Consider the following 22,526-nt stretch of genomic DNA (forward strand, 5'->3'; position numbering starts at 1 on the left):
GCTCTCGCGACGTCAGGCCCGCCCGCCCGCGGCGCGGTCGGCGGCACGGGCCCGCAGGGCGCGCTCGACGCCCGCGCGCTCCTCGGTCACCAGCCGCCGCAGCGCCGCACCCGGCCCGGCGGAGGCCAGCCAGGTGTCGGTCGCCTCCAGCGTCCGCGGCGCCACCTGGAGCGTCGGGTAGAGCCGGATGGCGATCTGCTGGGCCAGCTCGTGCGAACGCGACTCCCACACGCCCTTGAGGGCCGCGAAGTAGCGGTCCGCGTACGGCGCGATCAGGTCGCGCTGGTCGGCCTGGACGAAGCCGTCGATCACCGCCTCCTGCACCGCGTTCGGCAGCGGCTCGGCGGCCTCCACGACCGCCGCCCACGCCGCGGCCTTCGCCTGCTCGGTCGGGATCGCCGCCCGGCAGGTCGCCGCGTGCCGCTCACCGGCGGCCGTGGCGTCCCGGGCCAGCTCCGCGTCGATCGACGCCTCGTCGGCCCTGCCGGTCGCCGCCAGCCGCTCCAGCAGCGCCCAGCGCAGCTCGTCGTCGACCACGAGGCCGTCCACGCTCGCCGAGCCGTCCAGCAGCCCGGCCAGCAGGTCCAGCTGCTCGTCGGTGCGGGCGGTGGCGGCCAGCGCGCGGGCCCAGGCCAGCTGGTGGTCGCCGCCCGGGGCGGCCGCGCGCAGCCCCTCCACCGTGGCCTCGCTCCACCGGGCGAGCCCGGCCGGACGCCAGGCGGGGTCCGCGTACAGGTCGAGCGCCAGCTTCGCCTGCCGGTGCAGCGACTGCACCACGCCGATGTCGGTCTCCCTGCCGATGCCGGACAGCACCAGCTCCAGGTAGTCGCGGGCGGGCAGTTCGCCGTCGCGGGTCATGTCCCACGCCGACGCCCAGCACAGGGCGCGCGGCAGCGACTCGGTGAAGTCCGCGATGTGCTCGGTGACCACCGCGAGCGACTCCGGGTCGAGGCGGACCTTGGCGTACGACAGGTCGTCGTCGTTGAGCAGGACGACCGCCGGACGGGCCTTGCCGGTGAACTGCGGCACCTCGGTCAGCTCGCCGTCCACGTCCAGCTCGACGCGGTCGGTGCGCACCAGCTTCCCGTCCCGCAGGTCGTACGCGCCGATCGCGATGCGGTGCGGGCGCAGCACCGGCTCGCCCTTCGCGCCCTCCGGCAGCGCGGGCGCCTCCTGCCGCACCGCGAGCGAGGCGATCGTGCCGTCCTCGGCGAGGGTGATCCCGGGCCGCAGCACGTTGATGCCCGCGGTCTCCAGCCACGCCGCCGACCACGCCTTCAGGTCGCGCCCCGAGGTCTCCTCCAGCGCGCCCAGCAGGTCGGTCAACCGGGTGTTGCTCCAGGCGTGCCGCTTGAAGTAGGTCTGCACGCCGCGGAAGAACGCGTCCTCGCCGACGTAGGCCACCAGCTGCTTGAGGACGGAGGCGCCCTTGGCGTACGTGATGCCGTCGAAGTTGACGAGCACGTCGTCCAGGTCGCGGATCTCGGCCATGATCGGGTGGGTGGACGGCAGCTGGTCCTGCCGGTACGCCCAGGTCTTCATGGAGTTGGCGAACGTCGTCCACGAGTGCGGCCAGCGGCTGCCGGGGGCGGCGGCCTGGCAGGCGATGGAGGTGTAGGTGGCGAACGACTCGTTCAGCCACAGGTCGTTCCACCACTCCATGGTGACCAGGTCGCCGAACCACATGTGGGCCAGCTCGTGCAGGATGGTCTCGGCGCGCAGCTCGTACGACGCGTCGGTCACCTTGGAACGGAAGACGTACTGGTCGCGGATGGTCACCGCGCCCGCGTTCTCCATCGCGCCCGCGTTGAACTCCGGCACGAACAGCTGGTCGTACTTGGCGAACGGGTAGTCGTGGTCGAACTTCTCCTGGAACCAGTCGAAGCCCTGCCGGGTGACTTCGAAGATCGCCTCGGCGTCCAGGTGCTCCGCGAGCGAGGGACGGCAGTACAGACCGAGCGGGACGCTGCGGCCGGCGCCCTCCCACGTGCTGTGCACGGCGTGGTACGGGCCGGCGATCAGAGCGGTGATGTACGAGGAGATGCGCGGCGTCGCCTCGAACGTCCACACCCCGTCCACCGGCTCGGGCGTCGGGGAGTTGGACACGACCGTCCAGCCCGCCGGGGCCTTCACGGTGAACTGGAACGACGCCTTGAGGTCCGGCTGCTCGAAGGAGGCGAACACCCGGCGGGCGTCCGGCACCTCGAACTGCGTGTAGAGGTAGGTCTCCTTGTCCACCGGGTCCACGAACCGGTGCAGGCCCTCGCCGCTGTTGGTGTACGCGCAGTCGGCGACGACCGTCAGCTCGTTGCGGCCCCCGCGCAGCGACGGCAGCGCGATGCGGCTGTCGGCGAACACCTCGGCCGGGTCGAGGGACACGCCGTTGAGGGTGACCTCGGCGACGCTCGGCGCGACCAGGTCGATGAAGGTCTCGGCGCCCGCCTCGGCGCTGTCGAAGCGCACCACGGTGACCGAGCGGAAGGTGCCGCCCTCCTTGGCCCCGCTCAGATCCAGATCGACCGCGTAGGAGTCGACGGTCAGCAGGCGCGCCCTGCGGCGCGCCTCGTCACGGGTGAGGTTGGTACCCGGCACGTGTGAGCTCCTTCTGGGAGTGTGCTGTGATCGTCCGATCGGTGGACTGTGGCGCCATCCTGCCACGCGCCCCGGCCGGGCCGACCTGCGCGCCCTCGGCGCCGTCACGCCCCGCCGGGCCTCACCGGGGCAGCACCGCCACGTAGCCGTGCGGCCGCCGGTCGCCCGCCGACAGCAGCGCGGTGCGCACCACCGCCGCCTGCGTCTCCAGCGAGGTCCGCAGCTTCTTCGGGGTGGTGCGGACCACCTCGATGCCGAGCCGGTCCAGGTGCTCGCGGGCCCGGCGCGCCTGCGTCCACAGCTGCGGGTCGTCGTGCCGGGGCGCCCGGGCGTCCAGCTCCAGGGCGACCGCGTGGTCCGGCCAGTAGGCGTCCACGCTGCCCAGGTACGGCCCGCCGGGCAGCCTGAGGTCGACGTTCCACACCGGGTCGGGCAGGCCGTAGCGGCGCACCATCTCGTACAGCCTGCTCTCCGCGATCGCGCGGCCCTCGGCGAGCAGCGCGTCGACCGCGTTCACCACGTGCGGGCGGTCCAGCAGCCGTGCGGTGTTCAACTCCCGCACCACGGCGGCCGGTTCGCAGTCCCCGGTGCGCACCGCCTCGGTGAGCAGCGCCCGTACCGCGGCCGCGTCGTCCAGCATCGCGACGGCGTCGGCCACCGCGCGGGCCACCGGGGCGCACGGCAGTCCCGCGACGTGCAGCGGGCGCGGCAGGGTGTGCGCCCCGCGCACCCGGACCTCCCCGGCGTCCTTGACCTTCCGGCCCCGGCTCACCAGTACGTCGACGCGGTCGAGCGCCTCCAGCGGCGGCACCCCGGCGAGGCCGTGCAGCGCCAGCGCGGCGAGACCGGTGACCATCGCGTCGCCACCGCCCTCCTGCCCCTTCGGCGGCAGGCCCGCGTACAGCAGCGCGGCGTGCACCCGCTCCTCGCCGGAAGCCGGGCCCGCGTGGAGCAGGAAGACCTCCGGCAGGACCTGCTGCCAGGGGCCGCCCGGGCGGCAGCGCTCCTGGAGGACGGCCGCGGGGACGCCGTGCGCACGCAGTTCGCGGGCGGTCATCACCCTGCGGCGGGTGCGCTCCAGGTGAACGAGGGGACGAGGGCCGAGTGGTGTGGCGTCATGGTTCATGCCCTCGCGATTCCCGCCAACTCCCCGTGCTTTAACCGTCGTTACGATCCCGTCGACAAACCGGGACGGTTCAGGGCTAAAGTACGCGCGTTCGATGGCCGACAATGCGCACCGTCAACTCCGGCCGCCGATTCGCCCGTTCGCGGTAGGGAGAGAGGGCCCCTCCCGCCGCCGGTCCCGGGGGCCCCTTACGCCCCCGCCCGCGCGTCGCACTCCTGCGCCCGCAGCGCGCGGGCCAGGTCGTCGCGGCCCTCCGCCACCAGCCTGCGCAGCGCCGCGGGGGCGTCCGCGTGCGCGGCCAGCCACGCGTCGGCCGCGTCCAGCGTGCCGGGGTGCGCCTGGAGCTCGGGGAACAGCCCGCGTACGACGGCCATCCCGATCTCGATCGACCGGCTCGCCCACACGTCCGCGATCGCCTCGAAGTAGCGTGGCGCGTACGGCGCCAGCAGCTCGCGCTGCCCTGGCTGGGCGAAGCCCGCGATGGTGGCCTCCACCAGCGCGTTGGAGAGCGTGTCGGTCTCCACCACGTCGTGCCACGCCGCCGCCTTCACCTCGGCGGACGGCCGCGCGGCCAGACAGCGCACCTGGTGGCGCTTGCCGGAGGCGGTGTCGTCGCGGGCCAGCTCGGCGGCCACCTCCGCCTCCCCGGCGGCGCCCTCGGCGACCAGCGGTTCCAGGAACGCCCAGCGCAGCTCCTGGTCCACGTCGAGCCCGTCGATCGTCTCGCCGCCGTCCAGCAGCCCGGACAGCAGCCGCAGGTCCGCGGCGGAGGAGGCCGCCGACGCGAAGAAGCGGGCCCACGCCAGCTGGTGGCCGCTGCCCGGCGCGGCGGCCCGCAGCTCGCGCAGCGCGCCCTCGGCGACCAGCCGGGCGCCCTCGGGCCGCCAGCCGGGTGCCGCGTAGTGGTCCAGGGCGACGTGCGCCCAGGAGTGCAGCATCTGGAGCACCCCGATGTCCGACTCGCGCCCCGCGAAGCGCAGCACCATGCCCAGGTACTCCCGCGCGGGCAGCAGCCCGTCCCGGGTGAGGTTCCACAGCGCCGACCACACCAGCGCCCGGGCCATCGGGTCGGCCAGGTCGCCCAGGTGGTCGCGGAGGGTGTCCAGCGAGGTCTCGTCGAACCGCACCTTGCAGTACGTCAGGTCCTCGTCGTTGACGAGGATCAGCTCCGGCCGCTCGGCGCCGGCCAGCTCCGTGATCACGGTGCGCTCGCCCGCCACGTCCGCCTCGGCGCGGGCGTAGCGCTCCAGCGCGCCGCTCGCCCCGCGCCGGTACAGGCCGATCGCGACCCGGTGCGGGCGCAGCGTCGGGTGGTCTTCCGACGCGCCCTGGAGCACGGCGAGTTCGGCGATCCGGCCCTGCGCGTCGTCGTACACCGCCTCGGGCGTCAGCGAGTTGACGCCCGCCGTCTGCAACCACGCCCGCGACCAGGTGGCCATGTCCCGCCCCGAGGTCTCCGCCAGCACCGACAGCAGGTCCTCCAGCCGGGTGTTGCCGAAGGCGTGCCGCTTGAAGTACCGGCGGCTCCCCTCGAGGAACGCGTCCCGTCCCACGTAGGCGACCAGTTGCTTGAGGACGGAGGCGCCCTTGGCGTAGGTGATGCCGTCGAAGTTGAGCTTGGCGTCCTGAAGGTCGTGGATGTCGGCGGTGATCGGGTGGGTGGACGGCAACTGGTCGGCGCGGTACGCCCACGCCTTGCGGCGGTTGGCGAAGGTGATCCAGCCGCCGGTGAACCGGGTCGCCTCCACCTGCGAGAAGGCGCCCATGAAGTCGGCGAACGACTCCTTGAGCCACAGGTCGTCCCACCACTTCGGGGTCACCAGGTCGCCGAACCACATGTGCGCCATCTCGTGCAGGATGACGTTGGCCCGGCTCTCGTACGACGACTGCGTGACCTTGCCGCGGAAGACGAACTCCTCGCGGAAGGTGACAAGGCCCGGGTTCTCCATCGCGCCGATGTTGTACTCCGGCACGAACGCCTGGTCGTACTTGCCCCACGGGTAGGGGTAGTCGAAGTGGTCGTGGAAGAAGTCCAGGCCCTGCTTGGTGACGGTGAAGATGTCGTCGGCGTCGAAGTGCTTCGCCAGCGACCTGCGGCACAGCGCGCCGAGCGGGACCCGCAGCCGGGTGCCGTCGGCGAACTCCCTTGTGTACTCGTCGCGTTCGACGTGGTACGGGCCGGCGAGCACCGCGGTGATGTACGTGGACATCGGCTCGGTGGTGGCGAACCGCCAGGTCGCCGCGTCGGTGCCGACCGGCTCCGTCGCGCCCTCCTGCTCGCCGTTGCCCAGCACCGTCCAGCCCGCCGGGGCGGTCACGGTGAGGGTGAACGGCGCCTTGAGGTCGGGCTGTTCGAAGTTGGCGAAGACGCGGCGGGAGTCGGCCGGTTCGTACTGCGTGTAGAGGTAGACCTCGCCGTCCTCGGGGTCGGCGAACCGGTGCAGCCCCTCGCCGGTCCTGCTGTAGGCGGGGCGCGCGTCCACCGTCAGCTCGTTGGTCGCGGCGAGGTCGTCCAGCCTGATCCGCGCGCCGTCGAAGACCTCGGCCGGGTCCAGCTCGCGCCCGTTGAGCGTCACCGTCTCCACGGAAGGGGCGATCAGGTCGACGAACGTGCTCTCGCCGGGCCGCGCGCAGCCGAACCTGACGGTGGTCACCGACCGGAAGGCGGGCTCCTCCAGCCGGACGGCCGAACGCAGGTCGAGTTCCACCTCGTAGCCGTCCACGCGGATCAGCCCGGCCCGCTCGTGGGCCTCGTCGCGGGTCAGGTTCTCGCCGGGCACGGTGACTCCTTCGTCTTCGCTGGCGGTCGCTGCGTTGCGGCACGGCGGGGTGCGCCGTGGTTCCTTCAGGACGGTGAAGGAATCGCATCATCGCATGCGGCACTGAGCAGCGGTATGCAGGGAATGTGGGCCTGGTCACGCGCGTTGCACCGGTCTGACGTGACGACTCACTGGGAGAGACCGTGACCGAGAAGACCCCCGCAGACTTCTGGTTCGACCCGCTGTGCCCCTGGGCCTGGATGACCTCGCGCTGGATGCTGGAGGTGGAGAAGGTCCGGCCCGTGCAGGTGCGCTGGCACGTGATGAGCCTCGCGGTGCTCAACGAGCCGCGCCTCGACGAACTTCCGGAGAAGTACCGCGAGGGCATGAAGCAGGCCTGGGGCCCGGTGCGGGTGTGCGTCGCGGCCGAGCAGAAGTACGGGTCCGACGTGCTCGGCCCGCTCTACACGGCGCTGGGCACCCGCTTCCACAACCGGCAGGAGCCGAAGACCAGGGAGACGCTGGTCGCCGCCCTGGAGGAGGCCGGGCTGCCGGCCGACCTGGCGGACGCCGCCGAGTCGGACGCCTACGACACCGAGCTGCGCGCCTCGCACGAGGCGGGCATCAGCCTGGTCGGCACCGAGGTCGGCACCCCGGTCATCGCGGTGCCCGGTTCGGACGGCGAGCAGATCGCGTTCTTCGGCCCGGTCGTCACCCCCGCCCCGAAGGGCGAGCAGGCGGCCAAGCTGTGGGACGGCACGCTGATGGTCGCCTCGATCCCGGGCTTCTACGAGATCAAGCGGACCCGTACCGTCGGCCCGATCTTCGACTGACCCCCTCGCACGCGGACGGTGTTCCGCGTACGAAGGCCCGCGCGCGGGCCGCCGGGCGGCGCTGTCAGCCCCGGCGGCCCGCGCGCTGCCGCAGGTAGCCGGCCGCCGCGAGCGCCAGCGTCGCGCCACCGGTGAAGTACAGCTGGGTGCGGGTGTCCGGCTGCCGGGCCATCAGCGCCAGCACCGCACCGATGCCCGCCAGCGCCGCCCAGGTCAGGTACGGGTAGGCCCACATCCGCACCACCAGCTTGTGCGGCGCCTCCCGCTCCAGCCGCCGCCGGGTGCGCAGTTGGGCCACCGCGATGAACGCCCAGACCACCAGCACCGCGGCGCCGACCATGTTCAGCAGCCAGCTGAAGACGGTCGTGGGCCACCAGTAGCTCAGCAGGACCGCCAGGAAGCCGAAGGCGCAGGAGGCCACCACCGCCCGGCGCGGCACCCCGCCTGAGGTGCGCCGCAGCGCCCGCGGGCCCTGCCCCCGGTCGACCAGCGAGTACGCCATGCGCGAGGCGCCGTAGACGTTGGCGTTCATCGCGGACATCAGCGCGACCAGGATGACCACGTCCATCACCCGCCCCGCGCCCGGGATGCCGAGGTGGTCCAGCACCGCGACGTACGGGCCGTGGCCGACGACCGCCGGGTCGTTCCACGGGACCAGCGTCACGATGACGGCCATCGAGCCCACGTAGAACACGGCGATCCGCCACATCGCGGTGCGCACCGCGCGCCCCACCCCGGCCACCGGGTCCCGCGACTCCGCCGCCGCGATGGTGACCGTCTCCAGCCCGCCGTACGCGAACACCGACGCCAGCAGTCCGACGATCAGGCCGTTCGCCCCCTTCGGCAGGAATCCGCCGTCACCGGTGAGGTTGGCGGCACCGGGGGCGTGGGCGCCGGGCAGCACGCCGCAGATCGCCAGCACGCACACGATCAGGAAGAGCGAGATCGCCGCGATCTTCAGGGCGGCGAACCAGAACTCGAACTCGCCGAAGTTGCTGACCGCCGCCAGGTTGGAGCCGCAGAAGGCGGCCATCAGGACCGCCACCCACAGCCAGGACGGCGTGCCCGGCAGCCAGCCGCTGACGATCCCGGCCGCACCGATCGCCTCCACCGCCACGCCCACGCACAGCAGCACCCAGAACAGCCAGCCCACCGCGAACCCGGCCCACGGCCCGATCGCGCGCTCGGCGTGCACCGAGAACGAGCCGGACGCCGGACGCGCCGCCGACATCTCGCCCAGCATCCGCATCACCAGCATGACCAGCAGCCCGGACAGCGCGTAGGCGACGACGACGGACGGCCCGGCCGCGGCGATGCCCGCGCCGGAGCCGACGAAGAGCCCGGCGCCGATCACGCCGCCGAGCGCGATCATCGACAGGTGCCGCTGCTTGAGCCCGTGTCCGAGGTGTTCGCCCGCGACCGGTCCGGTCGCCGGGGCCGCCTCGGTGGGCCCGGATATCCGCTTCAAGGCTCGATCCGTCCAGGGGGTCGGGGGCGGTTCGGGACCGCCACAGTCTGCGGGAAGGCACCGCCCGGCAGGCCGTCCGGTTCGCTATCCGGACACTTCGTTGACGCAATGTGTCCGGAACGTCGTCAGCTGTTGACCACCACTCGCAGTGGTGGCGGGATCCGGTGTCACCGGCCGCGCCGGCCGGGAGTTTGTACGGATGCCACCAAGCCGCCCGAGCGGCCTTGTGGCCGACTGACCGTGTTCCGCTCGAGTGCGCCGGGTTACGGTCACCTGGTCCGACCCGTACCTCGCCCCGACCGGAGACCCGATGACCACCGCCACCGCAGCCGCCCGCCCCGGAACGGTCCTCGCCGACCTGCTCCCCGCCTCCACCGACGTCCGCGCCCGGTTGCGGGACGTCGCGCTGGTGGCCGGTGGCGCGGCGCTCACCGGGCTCGCCGCGCAGCTGTCCGTGCACATCCCCGGCTCCCCGGTCCCGGTGACCGGCCAGACCTTCGCCGCGCTGCTGGTCGGCACCGCGCTCGGCGCCCGGCGCGGCATGCTCTCGCTGCTGCTGTACGCGGTCGCGGGCGTCGCGGGCGTGCCGTGGTTCGCCGGCGGCGCCTCGGGTGCCGCGGGCGTCAGCTTCGGCTACGTGCTCGGCATGGTGCTGGCCTCCGCCGCGGTCGGCGCGCTGGCCCGGCGCGGCGCGGACCGCTCGGTGGCGCGCACCGCGGGCGTGATGGTCCTGGGCGAGGCGATCATCTACGCGGTCGGCGTGCCCTACCTGGCGGTGGCCGCCCACCTGTCGGTGAACCAGGCGATCGCCGAGGGCCTGACCCCGTTCCTGCTGGGTGACGCGGTGAAGGCGGCGCTGGCCATGGGCGCGCTGCCGGCCGCCTGGAAGCTGCTGGAGCGCCGCGGCCGGTGAGCCGAGGCGGCAAGCGGTAGGCCGCACGACGCGGAAGGGCCCCGGAGGAAACGATCCTCCGGGGCCCTTCGCCGTCGTCCGCGGGGTCAGTCCTGCGGTGCCCGCTTGCGCATCCGGTCCCGCACCACCGCCACGACCAGCACGATCGCCGCGGCCAGCAGCGACATGACCATCTGCTCGCGACCGCTGGAGTCGGTGAACATGTAGCCGATCACGAAGAGGATCAGCGCGATCGTCGCCCAGGTCAGGTACGGGTAGCCCCACATCCGCACGGTCAGCCGCTCCGGGGCCTCCCGCTCGATGATCCGCCGCATCCGCAGCTGCGAGAAGCAGATGACCAGCCACACGAACAGCGCGACCGCGCCGGAGGAGTTCAGCAGGAACTGGAAGACGGAGTTCGGATAGGCGTAGTCGAAGAAGACCGCGACGAAGCCGAAGACCACCGAGGACAGGATCGCCACCGCGGGCACGCCGCGCGAGGTGGTCCTGGTGAACGCCCGCGGCGCGTCCCCGCGCCCGCCGAGCGAGAACGCCATCCGGGAGGCGGTGTAGAGCCCGGAGTTGAGGCAGGAGAGCACCGCGGTCAGCACGATCACGTTCATCGCCTGACCGGCGTGCGCGATCCCGATGTGGTCCAGCACCGCCACGTACGGGCTCTTGGCGACCGCCGGGCTGTCCCACGGCAGCACGCTGACGATGATCAGGATCGAGCCCAGGTAGAACACCGCGATCCGCCAGATCACGCTGTTGGTGGCCTTGGTGACCGCCTTGCGCGGGTCGGGCGACTCGCCCGCGGCCAGCGTGACGATCTCACTGCCCATGAAGGAGAAGACCACCAGCAGCACACCGGTGAGCACCGCGCCCGGGCCCTTGGGGAAGAAGCCGTGGTGCCCGGTGAGGTTGGTCAGTCCCACCGCCTGGTCGTGCGTGCCCGGCAGCACGCCGAACGCGGCCAGCCCGCCCAGCACCACGAACGCGGCGATCGCCACGACCTTGATGCCGGCGAACCAGAACTCGAACTCGCCGTAGGAGGCGACCGAGAAGAGGTTGGTGGCGGTCAGCACGACCATCACGATCAGCGCCCAGGCCCACTGCGGCACCGCGGAGACCCAGCCGTGCAGGATGCCCGCGCCCGCGGTCGCCTCGACCGCCAGCACCACCACCCAGAAGAACCAGTACAGCCAGCCGATGGTGAAGCCCGCCCAGCGGCCGAGCGCCCGGTCGGCGTACGCGGAGAACGAGCCGGAGACCGGGTGGGCCGCGGCCATCTCGCCCAGCATCCGCATCACCAGGACGACCAGCGCGCCCACCAGCGCGTAGGACAGCAGGATCGCCGGGCCGGCGGCCGCGATGCCCGCGCCCGACCCCACGAACAGGCCGGCGCCGATCACCCCGCCGATGGCGATCATGGACAGGTGGCGGTTCTTCAGTCCGGCCTGGAGGCCGTGCCCGGTGGGGGCGGAAGCGGCGGTTCCGGGGTGACCGGAGTCCAGGCCGTCCTTTGTTACGGGTGGCTGCGCGCCCATGCGCCGTTTCCTTCTCTCTCGGGTCACGAGTTCAGGCATGGAATCGCAGGCGTGACCGCGAATGGAATACCTGTGTCCGAATCGTTGCGTCCACTACCCGTTTGTGTCACCGGTATGTGCGGAGGGTGTCGCGGGGGTCCGCGCGGGGCCGCCGGGGCGCATGACAGACTGCACGCATGCGCGTGTACCTCGGCTCCGACCATGCCGGTTACGAACTCAAGAACCACCTCGTCGAATGGCTCAAGGGCGCCGGCCACGAGCCGGTCGACTGCGGCCCGCACGTCTACGACGCCCAGGACGACTACCCGCCCTTCTGCCTGCGCGCCGCCGAGCGCACCGCGGCGGACGACGACGGCGCCCTCGGCATCGTGATCGGCGGCTCCGGCAACGGCGAGGCCATGGCCGCCAACAAGGTCAAGGGGGTGCGCGCGGCCCTGGCCTGGAGCGAGGAGACCGCCGCCCTCGGCCGCGAGCACAACAACGCCAACGTGGTCAGCATCGGCGCCCGCATGCACACCACCGAGGAGGCGGTGCGCTTCGTCGAGGTCTTCCTCGACACCCCGTTCTCCGAGGGCGAGCGGCACATCCGCCGCATCGACATGCTCAGCTCCTACGAGCTGACCGGCAAGCTCCCCGAGATCCCGGCGCACCACCCGCGCCAGGACTGAGCGGCGCATGCCGGAGGGGCACACCATCCACCGGCTGGCCGCCGACCACCGCGAGCGGTTCGGCGGCCGCCCGGTGCGGGCGTCCAGCCCGCAGGGCAAGTTCGCGGACGGCGCCGCCCTCGTCGACGGCCAGGTGCTCGACGGCGCCGAGGCGCACGGCAAGCACCTGTTCCTCGACTTCGGCCCCACCGGCTGGATCCACGTCCACCTCGGCCTGTTCGGCAAGTACGCGCACGGCCCCGGAACCGCGCCGCCCGCCGGCGACACCGTGCGGCTGCGGCTGACCGGCCCCGGCGGCTGGGCCGACCTGCGCGGGCCGACCGCCTGCGAGCTGATCACCGACGCCGACAAGGCCGCGATACACGACCGCCTCGGCCCCGACCCGCTGCGCGAGGACGACGACGGCGAGCGGGCCTGGACCCGCATCTCCCGCAGCCGCACCACGGTCGCCGCGCTGCTGATGGACCAGAAGGTCGTCGCGGGCGTCGGCAACGTCTACCGCGCCGAAGTCCTCTTCCGGCACGGCATCGACCCGTACCGCACCGGCCGTGAGCTGCGGCGCGCCGAATGGGACGCCGTCTGGGACGATTTGGCGGCCCTGATGCGCGAGGGCGTGAAGGCGAACCGCATCGACACCGTCCGCCCCGAGCACACCCCCGAGGCGATGGGACGGCCGCCCAGGGTGGACGACCACGGCGGCGAGGTCTACGTCTACCGGCGCGCCGGGCAGCCCTGCCTGGTCTGCGGCACCGAGGTGCGCACCGCCGACCTCGGCAACCGCAACCTCTTCTGGTGCCCGCGCTGCCAGAGCCGCTGAAACCCGGGCCCGCGGGCCCGCGGCGATTTTCGGCCAGAAGCACCGCGCGCGACGACGACGGCCCACGCCCACGCCCGCGCCGGGCCCGCGCCCGTCAGAAGCCGTGCGGCAGCCACGGCTCCACGTCCGAGCCGAACGCCAGGGACGCCGCCGCCAGCGCGCCCGGCCGCTCCTCGACGACCCGCCCGGCCCCCGCGAGCGACGCCAGCGAAGGACCGCCCAGGTAGGCGGCGGCCAACGCGCCCGTCGGCAACGACAGTTCGGCCGCGTCCGAGGTCCGCTCGCACACCGCGCCCTTCGCGTCCCCGGTCAGCCGCCAACGCCCCGCGTTCCACGGGCAGAACGCGTCCGCCACCTCCAGCACCACGTCCACCGGCGCCGCGTAGGCCCGCGCCGACAGGGCGGCGCCGAGGTCCACCAGCCGCAGGTGCAGCGAGTCCACCACGCGCAGGCGCAGCCGCCGGATGTCGGGGACCAGGTGCAGCAGCGGGTCGTCGACCGGCCGGTCGCGGCACGTGAGTGCCGAGACCAGGTCCAGCGCGAACAGGTAGCGCCACAGCGCCGCGTACGAGGCCGCGTCCAGCGCGTCGACAACCTCCACCCGCGCCGTGCCGTCCTGCCCGCCGGGGGAGTGGTCGAGCCGCGTGGCGTACCGCGCGTAGCCGCTCACCCGGCCGTCCCGCTCGGCCAGCACGCACACCCGTTCCCCGAATCCCTCGCGATCGCGCTCCGGATCGAGCAGCGGCAGCTCCTCCCAGCCCGGCCGCCGCGCGAGCATCCCCGGCCTGCGCGGCACCAGCGCCGCGTACACCGCCTCGCAGGCCCCGAGCGCCTCGCGCGGGTCGGCCAGCCGCAGCCGCACGTCGTCCGTGCCCTGCGGCCCGACCGGCGCCACCCGCCGCGTCTCCGCCTCGATCCGCAGCTTCCGGGTCGCCACGCCGTACCCGAACCGTCCGTAGATCGCCGGTTCCGAGGCGGTCAGCACCGCCAGCGACTCCCCGCGCTCGCGCACGTCGTCCAGTTGCCGCCGCATCAACGAGGTCAGCACCCCGCGCCGCCGGTACGTCGGGGTCACCGCGACCATCGTCACCCCGGCCGCCGGGACCACCATCCCGCCAGGCACCGACAGCCGGAACGAGAACGCCGAGGCGCCGCCCGCGACCACGTCGCCGTCCAGGGCAACCAGTGACCGGTCGCACTCGGTCAGCCCGCGCCACAGCGCCCGCTCCTCGGGAGCTTCGGGCGGACCGCCGAAGGCCCGCTCCAGGGCGCCGTACCACTCCTCCCACCGCCCGGGATCCAGCACCTCGATGCGCGGCCCGGTCGTCTGCGCTGCTGTCGTCATACCCCCTGCCTACCAGCGCCCTCAGCTGTCGCCCACCGAATTTCCCGCGCCCGCCCCCGGGACCCGTCCGGCGCCGCGAGCCCGGTCCGGATCCAGCCGGTACCCGGCGGGTCGCGAATCGACGCGCCGCCGAACGGGTGGATAGGGTCGCCGCACATGACTGACGGGCGGGTGACCGCGGAGGGTATCGTGGCGCGGTGGCGCGGGGCGCTGCACCGGGCCAGGACCGTCCTGCGCAAGTCCGCCGTCGACTACTTCCGGGGCGACGCCGCCGAGTGGCTGCCGCTGACCACCCTGCTGCTCACGGTGCCCGCCCTCGCCTGGACCACCACCGTGCTGCCCGCCTGGTGCCCGCCCACCGCGCTGGTCTTCCCCATGCTGCTGGGCGGGCTGCTGCTGCGCCCGGCGAGCCTGCTGCTGCTCTACACCGCCGCCGCCACCGCGCTCGTCGTCGAGGACGCCGTCCTCGGGCCCTACCCGGTCGCCGCCGCGCGGGCGGTGACCCCGGGCACGGTACTGGTGGTCAGCGCGGTCGCGTTCGCCGGGCTGCTGATCGCGCAGTTCCGCAGCAGGGTCGGCGTGCCCTGGCGGCGCGGCGGCACCATGCTGTTCGACCTGCGCGAACGCATCCGCGTCCAGAGCCAGTTGCCCGAACTGCCGCCCGGCTGGCACGCGCAGATGGCGCTGCGCCCGGCCGGCGGGCAGTCCTTCTCCGGCGACTTCGTGGTCGCGGGCCGCACCGGCGGCGGCGAGATCCTGGAGGCCGTCCTGACCGACGTCTCCGGCAAGGGGATGGACGCGGGCTCGCGGGCGCTGCTGCTGTCCGGCGCGTTCGGCGGGCTACTCGGCTCGCTGCCGCCGCACCGCTTCCTGCCGGCCGCCAACGGCTATCTGCTGCGGCAGGACTGGGACGAGGGGTTCGCCACCTCGATCCACCTGGTGCTCGATCTCGACAGCGGTGACTACGAGTTGCTCTCCGCCGGCCACCTGCCCGCCGTCCAGCTGCACGCGGGCACCGGACGCTGGGAGGAGAAGGCGGCCGAGGGACTGATGCTCGGGGTCCTGGACGAGGCCCAGTTCGACGGCGTGAAGGGGACGTTGCGACCGGGCGACGTACTGCTGCTGTTCACCGACGGACTGGTCGAGGCGCCCGGCCGCGAACTGGCCGAGGGGATCGACCGCTTGATCGGCGCGGCGGACCGTTTCGTGGCCCGCGGCTTCGACGGCGCGGCCTGGCCGCTGATCGACGCGGTCGCCAAGGACGTCAACGACGACCGTGCCCTTTTGATCATCTCGCGTGACCGATTGGCCAGTTGACCCCGTGTCAATGCGTGGTCGGGTCCACTGGAGGGCGCGTTGGTGGCACGATGGACGGCGCGGGGGAGCACGGTGGCGGCGCACCCCCGGTCCGGTGTGAGGCGTAGCGAGCGAGGATGTGATCCCTGGTGGCCATCTCCCTGTCCGTAGTGGTGCTGTTGGCGGTCGTGCTGGCGGTGATGATCCGCAGTGGGTCCATCAAGGGCGGAGGGGCGATCGTGGCGATCCTCTTCGGCTTCTTCCTGGCGTCGACCGGCATGGCCCCCGGCATCCAGCGCTTCCTCAACTCACTGGCCAGTTCCATCGCCCAGATAAAGTTCTGAGCCCCGCCTGCCCCCGCCGGGCGCGCGTATGCCGCGCGCCCGCGTTCCCGCGCGCCGCCCCGTACGGGCTCGGCCCTGGCCCGTACGGTGAGCGTGGGACGACGAGCGACGAGAGCCGCATGACCGTCACGTCCACGCGCCTGCTGTCGGGGGAGGCCGAGGACGGCGCCTGGATCGAGCGGGTCTTCGCCCTCGCCGAGCGCGAGGCGCCCGAGGACCTCACGCTCGAACTCGTCGAAGGGGAGATCGTCGTCAGCGGCGCTCCTGACGGCAACCACGAGCGGATCGTCTCCCGCGTCAACCGGCAGATCACCCGCTGAAGTGCAAGCGCCACTGCTGCGCCCGCGCGGACATCCCGCTGTACCTGCCGGCCGACCGCGAGCGCCGCGAGGCGGTCCTCTTCTCCGACCCCGAAGCGGGCGACCACACCCGGCGCCTCACGTTGCCGTTCGGCAAGGACGTCGACCTGCCGGAGCCCTTCGGCTTCGCGCTCTCCACCGCGGACTTCTGACCGCCGGAAACACGAAGACCCCCTGTCACCAGGGGGTCTTCGGCTTGCAGAGCGGGCGACGGGAATCGAACCCGCGTAGCCAGTTTGGAAGACTGGGGCTCTACCATTGAGCTACGCCCGCAACGGCCAGTCATTCTGGCACACCGAATCGTAGCCGGTCGATCCGCCCCCCGTCGCCACCCCGTCCCGCGTCACCGTCGCCATAATGTGGCGGCCGACGCGTGCGGAGGCATGTACTCTACGTGTCGCACTGAAACGGGGTGTGGCGCAGCTTGGTAGCGCGTCCGCTTTGGGAGCGGAAGGCCGTCGGTTCGAATCCGGCCACCCCGACCATTTGTTCGAGTCTTTCCGGGCGGCGGGACAGCTCTGCCGTGGCTACCGGTACTATGCAAGCTGGCCCTGTACACGGGGCGACGTAGGGGCGCGGGACTCCGGGAAGCCCCAGGCAGTACGTCTCGTCGGCCACGCAGACCCCCAAATGTCAGCCCAAGGAGACCCAACCGTGAAGAGCGCCGTCGAGACTCTGAACCCCACCCGGGTTCGACTCACCGTCGAGGTGCCCTTCGAGGAGCTCAAGCCCAGCCTCGACGCGGCGTACAAGAAGATCAACCAGCAGGTCACGGTGCCGGGATTCCGCAAGGGCAAGATCCCCGCGCGCATCATCGACCAGCGGTTCGGCCGCGGTGCGGTCCTCGAAGAGGCCATCAACGACGCGTTGCCGAAGTTCTACACGGAGGCGGTCAACGAGGGTGAGCTGAACGTCCTCGGACAGCCCGAGATCGACATCACCGAGTTCAACGACAACGAGGAGCTGAAGTTCACCGCCGAGGTGGACGTCCGCCCCGCGATCGAGATCCCGGACTTCTCCGGCATCGAGGTCACCGTCGACGCGGTCGAGGTCTCCGACGAGGACGTCGAGCAGTCGATCGAGCAGCTGCGTGAGCGCTTCGCCTCCACCTCCCCGGTCGAGCGCGCCGCCGCCGACGGCGACGTGGTCGTGGTCGACCTCGAGGCCAGGGTCGACGGCGAGGTGCTGGAGGACGGCGTCGCCAAGGGCGTCAGCTACACCATCGGCTCCGGCCAGCTGCTCGACGGCATCGACGAGGCCGTCACCGGCCTGGAGGCCGGCGGCTCCGCCACCTTCACCTCCGAGCTCAAGGGCGGCTCGGCGGCCGGCAAGAACGCCGAGGTCAAGGTCGACGTCACCGCCGTGCAGGCCCGCGAGCTGCCCGAGCTGGACGACGACTTCGCCCAGCTGGCGAGCGAGTTCGACACCCTCGAGGAGCTGCGCGCCGACAGCGTCAAGCGCCTGGAGCGGATGAAGAAGTACGACCAGGCCACCCAGGCCCAGGAGAAGGTGCTCGACGCCCTCCTGGAGCTCGTCGAGGTCCCGGTCCCGGAGAAGCTCCTCAAGGACGAGGTCGAGACCCGCAAGCACAACCTGGAGCACCACCAGTTCCCGATGATGGGGCTGACCTGGGAGAGCTTCCTGGAGCGCGAGGGCAAGACCCAGGAGGAGTACGACGCCGAGGTCGAGGAGCAGGCGAAGAAGGGCATCAAGACCCAGTTCGTCCTGGACGAGCTGGTGAAGAAGGAAGAGCTGTCGGTCAACCAGGAGGAGCTCACCGAGCACCTCATGCGCCGCGCCGCCTCCTCCGGCATGAGCCCCGACCAGTTCGCCCAGGCCGTCGTCGAGGGCGGCCAGGTGCCGCTGCTGGTCGGCGAGGTCGCCCGCGGCAAGGCCCTGGCCACCGTGGTCGAGGGCGCCAAGGTCGTCGACACCAACGGTGCCGAGGTCGACCTGGACGACGAGGAGGAGGACGAGACCGCCGAGACGGTCGAGGCCACCACCGAGGAGACCGCGAGCGCCGAGAGCGCCGAGGACACCGAGGCCTGACAGCCACCCCACCGGCGCCCCGGGGCGGACCACCCCCGGGGAGCCGCCGGTCCGGCGAAGGTCGACCGGTACTCCTGCCGCACCACGTACAACGGGCCCGAGCACGCATACGCGCGTGTCCGGGTCCGTTGTCGTACCGGCGACGGCACCGTCACCACAGCCTGCGCTCACAGCGAACAGTTCAGCGTGCGGGATCGCTGGGCCCGACCTGCGCGTTAGGGTCCGTAGTAACGAGGGCAGGGGAGACCCTTGAACGAAGCCGGAGCACGATGCGGGAACGCAGCGGCGAGGCTCTCCCCGGCACTCAGGTCAGAACGCGAAGACGGTGTGTCGCCGTCCGACAACGAGCAGGTGGATACGTGACGACTCCGCAGATCCAGACGCCGGGACATCTGATGCCCACCGCGAACGGCGCGCCGGCCGGAGCCGGCCTCGGCGACGCGGTCTACAACCGACTGCTCGACGAACGCATCATCTTCCTCGGCCAGGCCGTGGACGATGACATCGCGAACCGGATCTGCGCGCAGATGCTGCTGCTCGCCGCGGACCCGGACAAGGACATCTACCTCTACATCAACTCGCCCGGCGGCTCGGTCACCGCCGGCTTCGCGATCTACGACACCATGCAGTACATCAAGAACGACGTGGTGACGATCGCGATGGGCCTGGCGGCCTCCATGGGCCAGTTCCTGCTGACCGCGGGCACCCCGGGCAAGCGCTTCGCGCTGCCCAACGCGGACATCCTGATGCACCAGGGCTCGGCGGGCCTGGGCGGCTCCGCGTCCGACATCAAGATCCAGGCCGAGCAGCTGCTGCGCACCAAGAAGCGCATGGAGCAGCTGACCGCCATGCACAGCGGCCAGACCGTCGAGACGATCAACCGGGACGCCGACCGCGACCGCTGGTTCACCGCGGAAGAGGCCAAGGAGTACGGGCTGATCGACCAGGTGATGCACACCGCCGCCGACGTGCCCGGTGGCGGCGGCACCGGCGCGTGACCACCGCGGGAGAGCGCCCGGGCCCCTCGTGGCCCGCGGCGCCCGGCCCCCGCGTGTACCGCGCCGCAGTGACCGCACACCCCGTGTCCGCCCACGCCCCACTTCCAGGACGGTGAACCCCACCATGATCAACCCGGTGAACCCCATGGTCGCCCCCAGCCAGCTCGCCCAGCCGGGCCTGGCCCCCCGCGCCGCGTACGGCATGGAGTCGCGCTACATCGTGCCGCGCTTCGTCGAGCGCACCTCGCAGGGCGTGCGCGAGTACGACCCGTACGCCAAGCTCTTCGAGGAGCGGGTGATCTTCCTCGGCGTCCAGATCGACGACGCCTCCGCCAACGACGTGATGGCGCAGCTGCTGTGCCTGGAGTCGATGGACCCGGACCGCGACATCTCGATCTACATCAACTCGCCCGGCGGCTCCTTCACCGCCATGACGGCGATCTACGACACCATGCAGTTCGTCAAGCCGGACATCGCGACCGTCTGCCTGGGCCAGGCGGCCTCGGCGGCGGCGGTGCTGCTGGCCGCGGGCACCCCCGGCAAGCGCATGGCGCTGCCCAACGCCCGGGTGCTGATCCACCAGCCGTACACGGAGACCGGCCGGGCGCAGATCTCGGACCTGGAGATCCAGGCCAACGAGATCACCCGCATCCGCGCCCAGATGGAGGAGATGCTGGCCAAGCACAGCAACCGCTCCGCCGAACAGATCCGTGAGGACATCGAGCGCGACAACATCCTGACGGCCGAGGACGCCCTGTCCTACGGTTTCGTCGACCAGATCACGGCCTCCCGGAAGGCCGGGGTCTCGGCCTGACGGAGCCGGCGACCCCTTGAGCCGGCGTCGAACCGTGGCACGTCCCACGGACGAGTCGGCTCAAGGGGGGCCCGCACGAGGGCCTCGGCAAGGTACCGTCGGATATTAGGCACCAGGCCCTGTCGAACTGACGGGACCCAGGCGAAGGGGAAGCACCTCGTGGCACGCATCGGTGACGGCGGCGACCTGCTCAAGTGCTCGTTCTGCGGAAAGAGCCAGAAGCAGGTGAAGAAGCTCATCGCAGGGCCGGGTGTGTACATCTGCGACGAGTGCATCGACTTGTGCAACGAGATCATCGAGGAGGAGCTCGCCGAGTCCTCCGAGGTGCGGTGGGAGGACCTCCCCAAGCCCCGCGAGATCTACGAGTTCCTCGAGGGCTACGTCGTCGGCCAGGAGCCGGCGAAGAAGGCCCTGTCGGTCGCGGTCTACAACCACTACAAGCGCGTCCAGGCGGGCGAGAACGGCCGCCCCGGGCACGACGACGGCATCGAGCTGGCGAAGTCCAACATCCTGCTGCTCGGCCCGACCGGCTCCGGCAAGACGCTGCTGGCGCAGACCCTGGCCCGCATGCTGAACGTGCCGTTCGCCATCGCGGACGCCACGGCGCTCACCGAGGCGGGCTACGTCGGCGAGGACGTCGAGAACATCCTGCTCAAGCTGATCCAGGCGGCCGACTACGACGTCAAGAAGGCCGAGACCGGGATCATCTACATCGACGAGATCGACAAGGTCGCCCGCAAGAGTGAGAACCCGTCGATCACCCGTGACGTCTCAGGCGAGGGCGTCCAGCAGGCGCTGCTGAAGATCCTGGAGGGCACCACGGCCTCCGTGCCGCCGCAGGGCGGCCGCAAGCACCCGCACCAGGAGTTCATCCAGATCGACACGACGAACGTGCTGTTCATCGTGGGCGGCGCGTTCGCGGGCCTGGAGAAGATCATCGAGTCCCGGGCCGGTGCCAAGGGCATCGGCTTCGGCGCGACGATCCGCTCCAAGCGGGACCTGGACTCGGTGGACCAGTTCGCCGAGATCATGCCGGAGGACCTGGTGAAGTTCGGGATGATCCCGGAGTTCATCGGCCGCCTGCCGGTCATCACCTCGGTGCACAACCTCGACCGCGAGGCGCTGCTGAAGATCCTGGTCGAGCCGCGCAACGCGCTGGTCAAGCAGTACCAGCGGCTCTTCGAACTCGACGGTGTGGAGCTGGAGTTCGACCGTCCGGCGCTGGAGGCCATCGCCGACCAGGCGATCCTGCGCGGCACCGGCGCCCGGGGCCTGCGCGCCATCATGGAAGAGGTCCTGATGTCGGTGATGTACGAGGTGCCGTCCCGCAAGGACGTCGCCCGCGTCGTCATCACCCAGGATGTCGTCCACTCGAACGTGAACCCCACGCTGGTGCCGCGCAACCGCGGCGGCGAGACGGAGCGGCACGAGAAGAGCGCGTAGCACGGCATGGGAAAGGGGCGCCCGGACCGACGGTCCGGGCGCCCCTTCGTCGTACCCGTCAGGTCAGGACGCCTTGACCTCGGAGGCCTGCTTGATCTTCGCGGCCAGCGAGGCGGAGTCGCTCAGCGACATCGCACCGCCCGGCGTCATCTGGATCGGCACGACCTCGCCCTCGTCGCTGGAGTCCGCCCAGACGCAGACCGGGATCGTGCTGCCCGAACCGGCGCCGCTGCCCGTGATGGCGAAGGACTGGCACTTCATGACGCTGCCGGACGGCAACCCGGCCGGGCTCTCCTGCTGCGGCGAACCCTGCCCGGTCATGGTGAAGCCCGAGTTGCTGCCGTTGCTGGCCGCCATGCTCGCCTTGAGGGCCGTGAAGGTCCCGTCCACCGCGGACGCCGGGTCGCTGACGCTGCCGTACGAGCCCACGACGCTCATCGACGTGGTCCCCGCCGTGTAGCCCTTGGAGACGGCGGTGCCCCCGGAGACGCCCGCGAACAGCACGGCGGCCTTGGCCTGCTGGTCGGACTGCGACTGGCTGCTCTGGTTCGGCACCGCCGCGTAACCGCCCGGCAGCGAGTCCGGCAGGACCAGCTTGTACTTCACCGACGACGTGCCGCCGCCCCCGCCGCCTCCGGCGGTGCCGCCGCTGCCGCCCTTGGCGGTGTCACCGCTGCTGCCGCCGCTCGCGTCGACCGCGATCGCGACGCCGCCGCCGACCACCACGACCACCGCCGCGATGATGGCGATCACCTTGCCGGTGTTCTTCTTCGGCGGCCCCGGGGGCGGCGGGACCTGCTGGCCGCCCCAACCGGGCTGCTGGCCGTACGGGTTGGGCTGCGGCGGCTGGCCGTAGGGGCCCGGCGCGGGCGCGCCCTGCTGCGGATAGCCGTAGGGCTGCTGGGGCGGCGGGGGCTGCTGCGGGTAGCCGTACCCGGGCTGCGGGGGCTGGGCGCCGTAGCCGGGCTGCTGCGGGGGCTGACCGCCGTACCCGGGCTGCGGAGGCTGACCGCCGTAGGGGTTCGGCGGCGGCTGGTTGTAGCTCATGGACTTCCGGTTCCTCCCGTTGACTTCGTGCGCGCACATCCTTCCGGATGATCCGCGCCCGCAGAAACCCGGGGCCCGTGCTGTTACCCGGTTAAAGCCGTTCGAGGACACCGGCGTGCCGCCTCTAGA

At 72.0% G+C, this 22,526-nt stretch carries 18 protein-coding genes and 2 tRNA genes; 12 read left to right on the forward strand and 8 right to left on the reverse strand.

All coding sequences use genetic code 11. The features are described 5' to 3' along the window. Positions 1-12: 12 nt before the first annotated feature. The 3 genes from pepN (CK485_RS04975) to pepN (CK485_RS04985) form a co-directional block, all read right to left on the reverse strand. The gene (pepN, locus tag CK485_RS04975; protein WP_109447281.1) at positions 13-2,592 is read right to left on the reverse strand and encodes an aminopeptidase N; all 2,580 of its coding nucleotides are present in this window, start codon (positions 2,590-2,592) and stop codon (positions 13-15) included. Positions 2,593-2,713: 121 nt separating this feature from the next. Then, positions 2,714-3,718: a hypothetical protein gene (locus CK485_RS04980; protein WP_109447283.1), complete on the reverse strand. Its 1,005-nt coding sequence runs from the start codon at positions 3,716-3,718 to the stop codon at positions 2,714-2,716. 188 nt (positions 3,719-3,906) lie between these two features. Beyond that, on the reverse strand, positions 3,907-6,498 hold the full coding sequence (gene pepN, locus CK485_RS04985; RefSeq protein WP_109447285.1) for an aminopeptidase N: 2,592 nt from the start codon (positions 6,496-6,498) through the stop codon (positions 3,907-3,909). Positions 6,499-6,680: 182 nt separating this feature from the next. On the opposite strand from pepN (CK485_RS04985), the gene CK485_RS04990 reads away from it, so the two are divergent. Beyond that, positions 6,681-7,310, forward strand: coding sequence for a DsbA family protein (locus CK485_RS04990; RefSeq protein WP_109447287.1), 630 nt, complete (start codon positions 6,681-6,683; stop codon positions 7,308-7,310). Between the two features lie 64 nt (positions 7,311-7,374). Here the strand turns inward: CK485_RS04990 and CK485_RS04995 are convergent, their stop codons facing one another. Next, entirely contained in the window at positions 7,375-8,682 is a 1,308-nt protein-coding gene (locus tag CK485_RS04995) for an amino acid permease (protein ID WP_199239240.1), read from the reverse strand. Positions 8,683-9,088: 406 nt separating this feature from the next. On the opposite strand from CK485_RS04995, the gene CK485_RS05000 reads away from it, so the two are divergent. Next, positions 9,089-9,691 (forward strand): biotin transporter BioY, encoded by a 603-nt coding sequence (locus tag CK485_RS05000; protein WP_109447289.1) that lies wholly within the window; start codon positions 9,089-9,091, stop codon positions 9,689-9,691. Between the two features lie 86 nt (positions 9,692-9,777). Here the strand turns inward: CK485_RS05000 and CK485_RS05005 are convergent, their stop codons facing one another. After that, positions 9,778-11,217: an amino acid permease gene (locus CK485_RS05005; RefSeq protein WP_109447291.1), complete on the reverse strand. Its 1,440-nt coding sequence runs from the start codon at positions 11,215-11,217 to the stop codon at positions 9,778-9,780. A 176-nt stretch (positions 11,218-11,393) separates the two neighbouring features. Between CK485_RS05005 and CK485_RS05010 the strand changes: the two genes are divergently transcribed. Both CK485_RS05010 and CK485_RS05015 read left to right on the forward strand, forming a co-directional pair. Beyond that, a complete protein-coding gene (locus tag CK485_RS05010; RefSeq protein ID WP_109447293.1) occupies positions 11,394-11,885 on the forward strand; it encodes a ribose-5-phosphate isomerase in 492 nt (163 codons plus the stop codon). Positions 11,886-11,892: 7 nt separating this feature from the next. Further along, positions 11,893-12,702: a DNA-formamidopyrimidine glycosylase family protein gene (locus tag CK485_RS05015; RefSeq protein ID WP_109447295.1), complete on the forward strand. Its 810-nt coding sequence runs from the start codon at positions 11,893-11,895 to the stop codon at positions 12,700-12,702. 94 nt (positions 12,703-12,796) lie between these two features. On the opposite strand, the gene CK485_RS05020 is transcribed toward CK485_RS05015, so the two are convergent. Next, positions 12,797-14,047, reverse strand: a complete 1,251-nt coding sequence (locus CK485_RS05020) for a GNAT family N-acetyltransferase (protein ID WP_109447297.1) — start codon at positions 14,045-14,047, stop codon at positions 12,797-12,799. Positions 14,048-14,203: 156 nt separating this feature from the next. Here CK485_RS05020 and CK485_RS05025 point away from each other — a divergent pair, with 156 nt between their 5' ends. The 3 genes from CK485_RS05025 (at position 14,204) to CK485_RS05035 (ending at position 16,007) form a co-directional block, all read left to right on the forward strand. Continuing rightward, complete coding sequence (locus CK485_RS05025) at positions 14,204-15,364, forward strand: PP2C family protein-serine/threonine phosphatase (protein WP_109447299.1); 1,161 nt, start codon at positions 14,204-14,206, stop codon at positions 15,362-15,364. Between the two features lie 128 nt (positions 15,365-15,492). Continuing rightward, the gene (locus CK485_RS05030) at positions 15,493-15,687 is read left to right on the forward strand and encodes a hypothetical protein (protein ID WP_109447301.1); all 195 of its coding nucleotides are present in this window, start codon (positions 15,493-15,495) and stop codon (positions 15,685-15,687) included. A 119-nt stretch (positions 15,688-15,806) separates the two neighbouring features. After that, positions 15,807-16,007 carry a hypothetical protein gene (locus CK485_RS05035; RefSeq protein WP_109447303.1) on the forward strand — a complete coding sequence of 67 codons (201 nt, stop codon included), beginning with the start codon at positions 15,807-15,809 and terminating at the stop codon, positions 16,005-16,007. 241 nt (positions 16,008-16,248) lie between these two features. Here CK485_RS05035 and CK485_RS05040 read toward each other — a convergent pair. Beyond that, positions 16,249-16,319, reverse strand: a tRNA-Gly gene (locus tag CK485_RS05040). Positions 16,320-16,454: 135 nt separating this feature from the next. On the opposite strand from CK485_RS05040, the gene CK485_RS05045 reads away from it, so the two are divergent. From CK485_RS05045 to clpX, 5 genes are all read left to right on the forward strand, one after another. Continuing rightward, a tRNA-Pro gene (locus tag CK485_RS05045) sits at positions 16,455-16,531 on the forward strand. 169 nt (positions 16,532-16,700) lie between these two features. Next, positions 16,701-18,095, forward strand: coding sequence for a trigger factor (tig, locus tag CK485_RS05050; protein WP_158288159.1), 1,395 nt, complete (start codon positions 16,701-16,703; stop codon positions 18,093-18,095). Between the two features lie 395 nt (positions 18,096-18,490). Further along, complete coding sequence (locus CK485_RS05055) at positions 18,491-19,093, forward strand: ATP-dependent Clp protease proteolytic subunit (protein WP_199239241.1); 603 nt, start codon at positions 18,491-18,493, stop codon at positions 19,091-19,093. A 145-nt stretch (positions 19,094-19,238) separates the two neighbouring features. After that, positions 19,239-19,907, forward strand: coding sequence for an ATP-dependent Clp protease proteolytic subunit (locus CK485_RS05060; RefSeq protein WP_109447637.1), 669 nt, complete (start codon positions 19,239-19,241; stop codon positions 19,905-19,907). A gap of 159 nt (positions 19,908-20,066) precedes the next feature. Next, positions 20,067-21,350, forward strand: coding sequence for an ATP-dependent Clp protease ATP-binding subunit ClpX (gene clpX / locus CK485_RS05065; RefSeq protein WP_109447309.1), 1,284 nt, complete (start codon positions 20,067-20,069; stop codon positions 21,348-21,350). A gap of 63 nt (positions 21,351-21,413) precedes the next feature. Here clpX and CK485_RS05070 read toward each other — a convergent pair whose 3' ends face one another. Next, positions 21,414-22,397 carry a hypothetical protein gene (locus CK485_RS05070; protein WP_109447311.1) on the reverse strand — a complete coding sequence of 328 codons (984 nt, stop codon included), beginning with the start codon at positions 22,395-22,397 and terminating at the stop codon, positions 21,414-21,416. Positions 22,398-22,526: the final 129 nt, after the last annotated feature.

It is taken from the genome of Streptomyces sp. ICBB 8177, assembly GCF_003144095.1.
Classification (GTDB): Bacteria; Actinomycetota; Actinomycetes; order Streptomycetales; family Streptomycetaceae; genus Streptantibioticus_D.

Bases quoted from the DNA above. Each gene is read 5' to 3' on its own strand.
- CK485_RS04980 (WP_109447283.1), bottom strand. From the start codon at position 3,718: ATGAACCATGACGCCACACCACTCGGCCCTCGTCCCCTCGTTCACCTG.
- CK485_RS04995 (WP_199239240.1), bottom strand. From the start codon at position 8,682: ATGATCGCGCTCGGCGGCGTGATCGGCGCCGGGCTCTTCGTCGGCTCC.
- CK485_RS05000 (WP_109447289.1), top strand. From the start codon at position 9,089: ATGACCACCGCCACCGCAGCCGCCCGCCCCGGAACGGTCCTCGCCGAC.
- CK485_RS05005 (WP_109447291.1), bottom strand. From the start codon at position 11,217: ATGGGCGCGCAGCCACCCGTAACAAAGGACGGCCTGGACTCCGGTCAC.
- CK485_RS05010 (WP_109447293.1), top strand. From the start codon at position 11,394: ATGCGCGTGTACCTCGGCTCCGACCATGCCGGTTACGAACTCAAGAAC.
- CK485_RS05015 (WP_109447295.1), top strand. From the start codon at position 11,893: ATGCCGGAGGGGCACACCATCCACCGGCTGGCCGCCGACCACCGCGAG.
- CK485_RS05020 (WP_109447297.1), bottom strand. From the start codon at position 14,047: ATGACGACAGCAGCGCAGACGACCGGGCCGCGCATCGAGGTGCTGGAT.
- CK485_RS05025 (WP_109447299.1), top strand. From the start codon at position 14,204: ATGACTGACGGGCGGGTGACCGCGGAGGGTATCGTGGCGCGGTGGCGC.
- CK485_RS05035 (WP_109447303.1), top strand. From the start codon at position 15,807: ATGACCGTCACGTCCACGCGCCTGCTGTCGGGGGAGGCCGAGGACGGC.
- CK485_RS05055 (WP_199239241.1), top strand. From the start codon at position 18,491: ATGCCCACCGCGAACGGCGCGCCGGCCGGAGCCGGCCTCGGCGACGCG.
- CK485_RS05060 (WP_109447637.1), top strand. From the start codon at position 19,239: ATGGTCGCCCCCAGCCAGCTCGCCCAGCCGGGCCTGGCCCCCCGCGCC.
- CK485_RS05070 (WP_109447311.1), bottom strand. From the start codon at position 22,397: ATGAGCTACAACCAGCCGCCGCCGAACCCCTACGGCGGTCAGCCTCCG.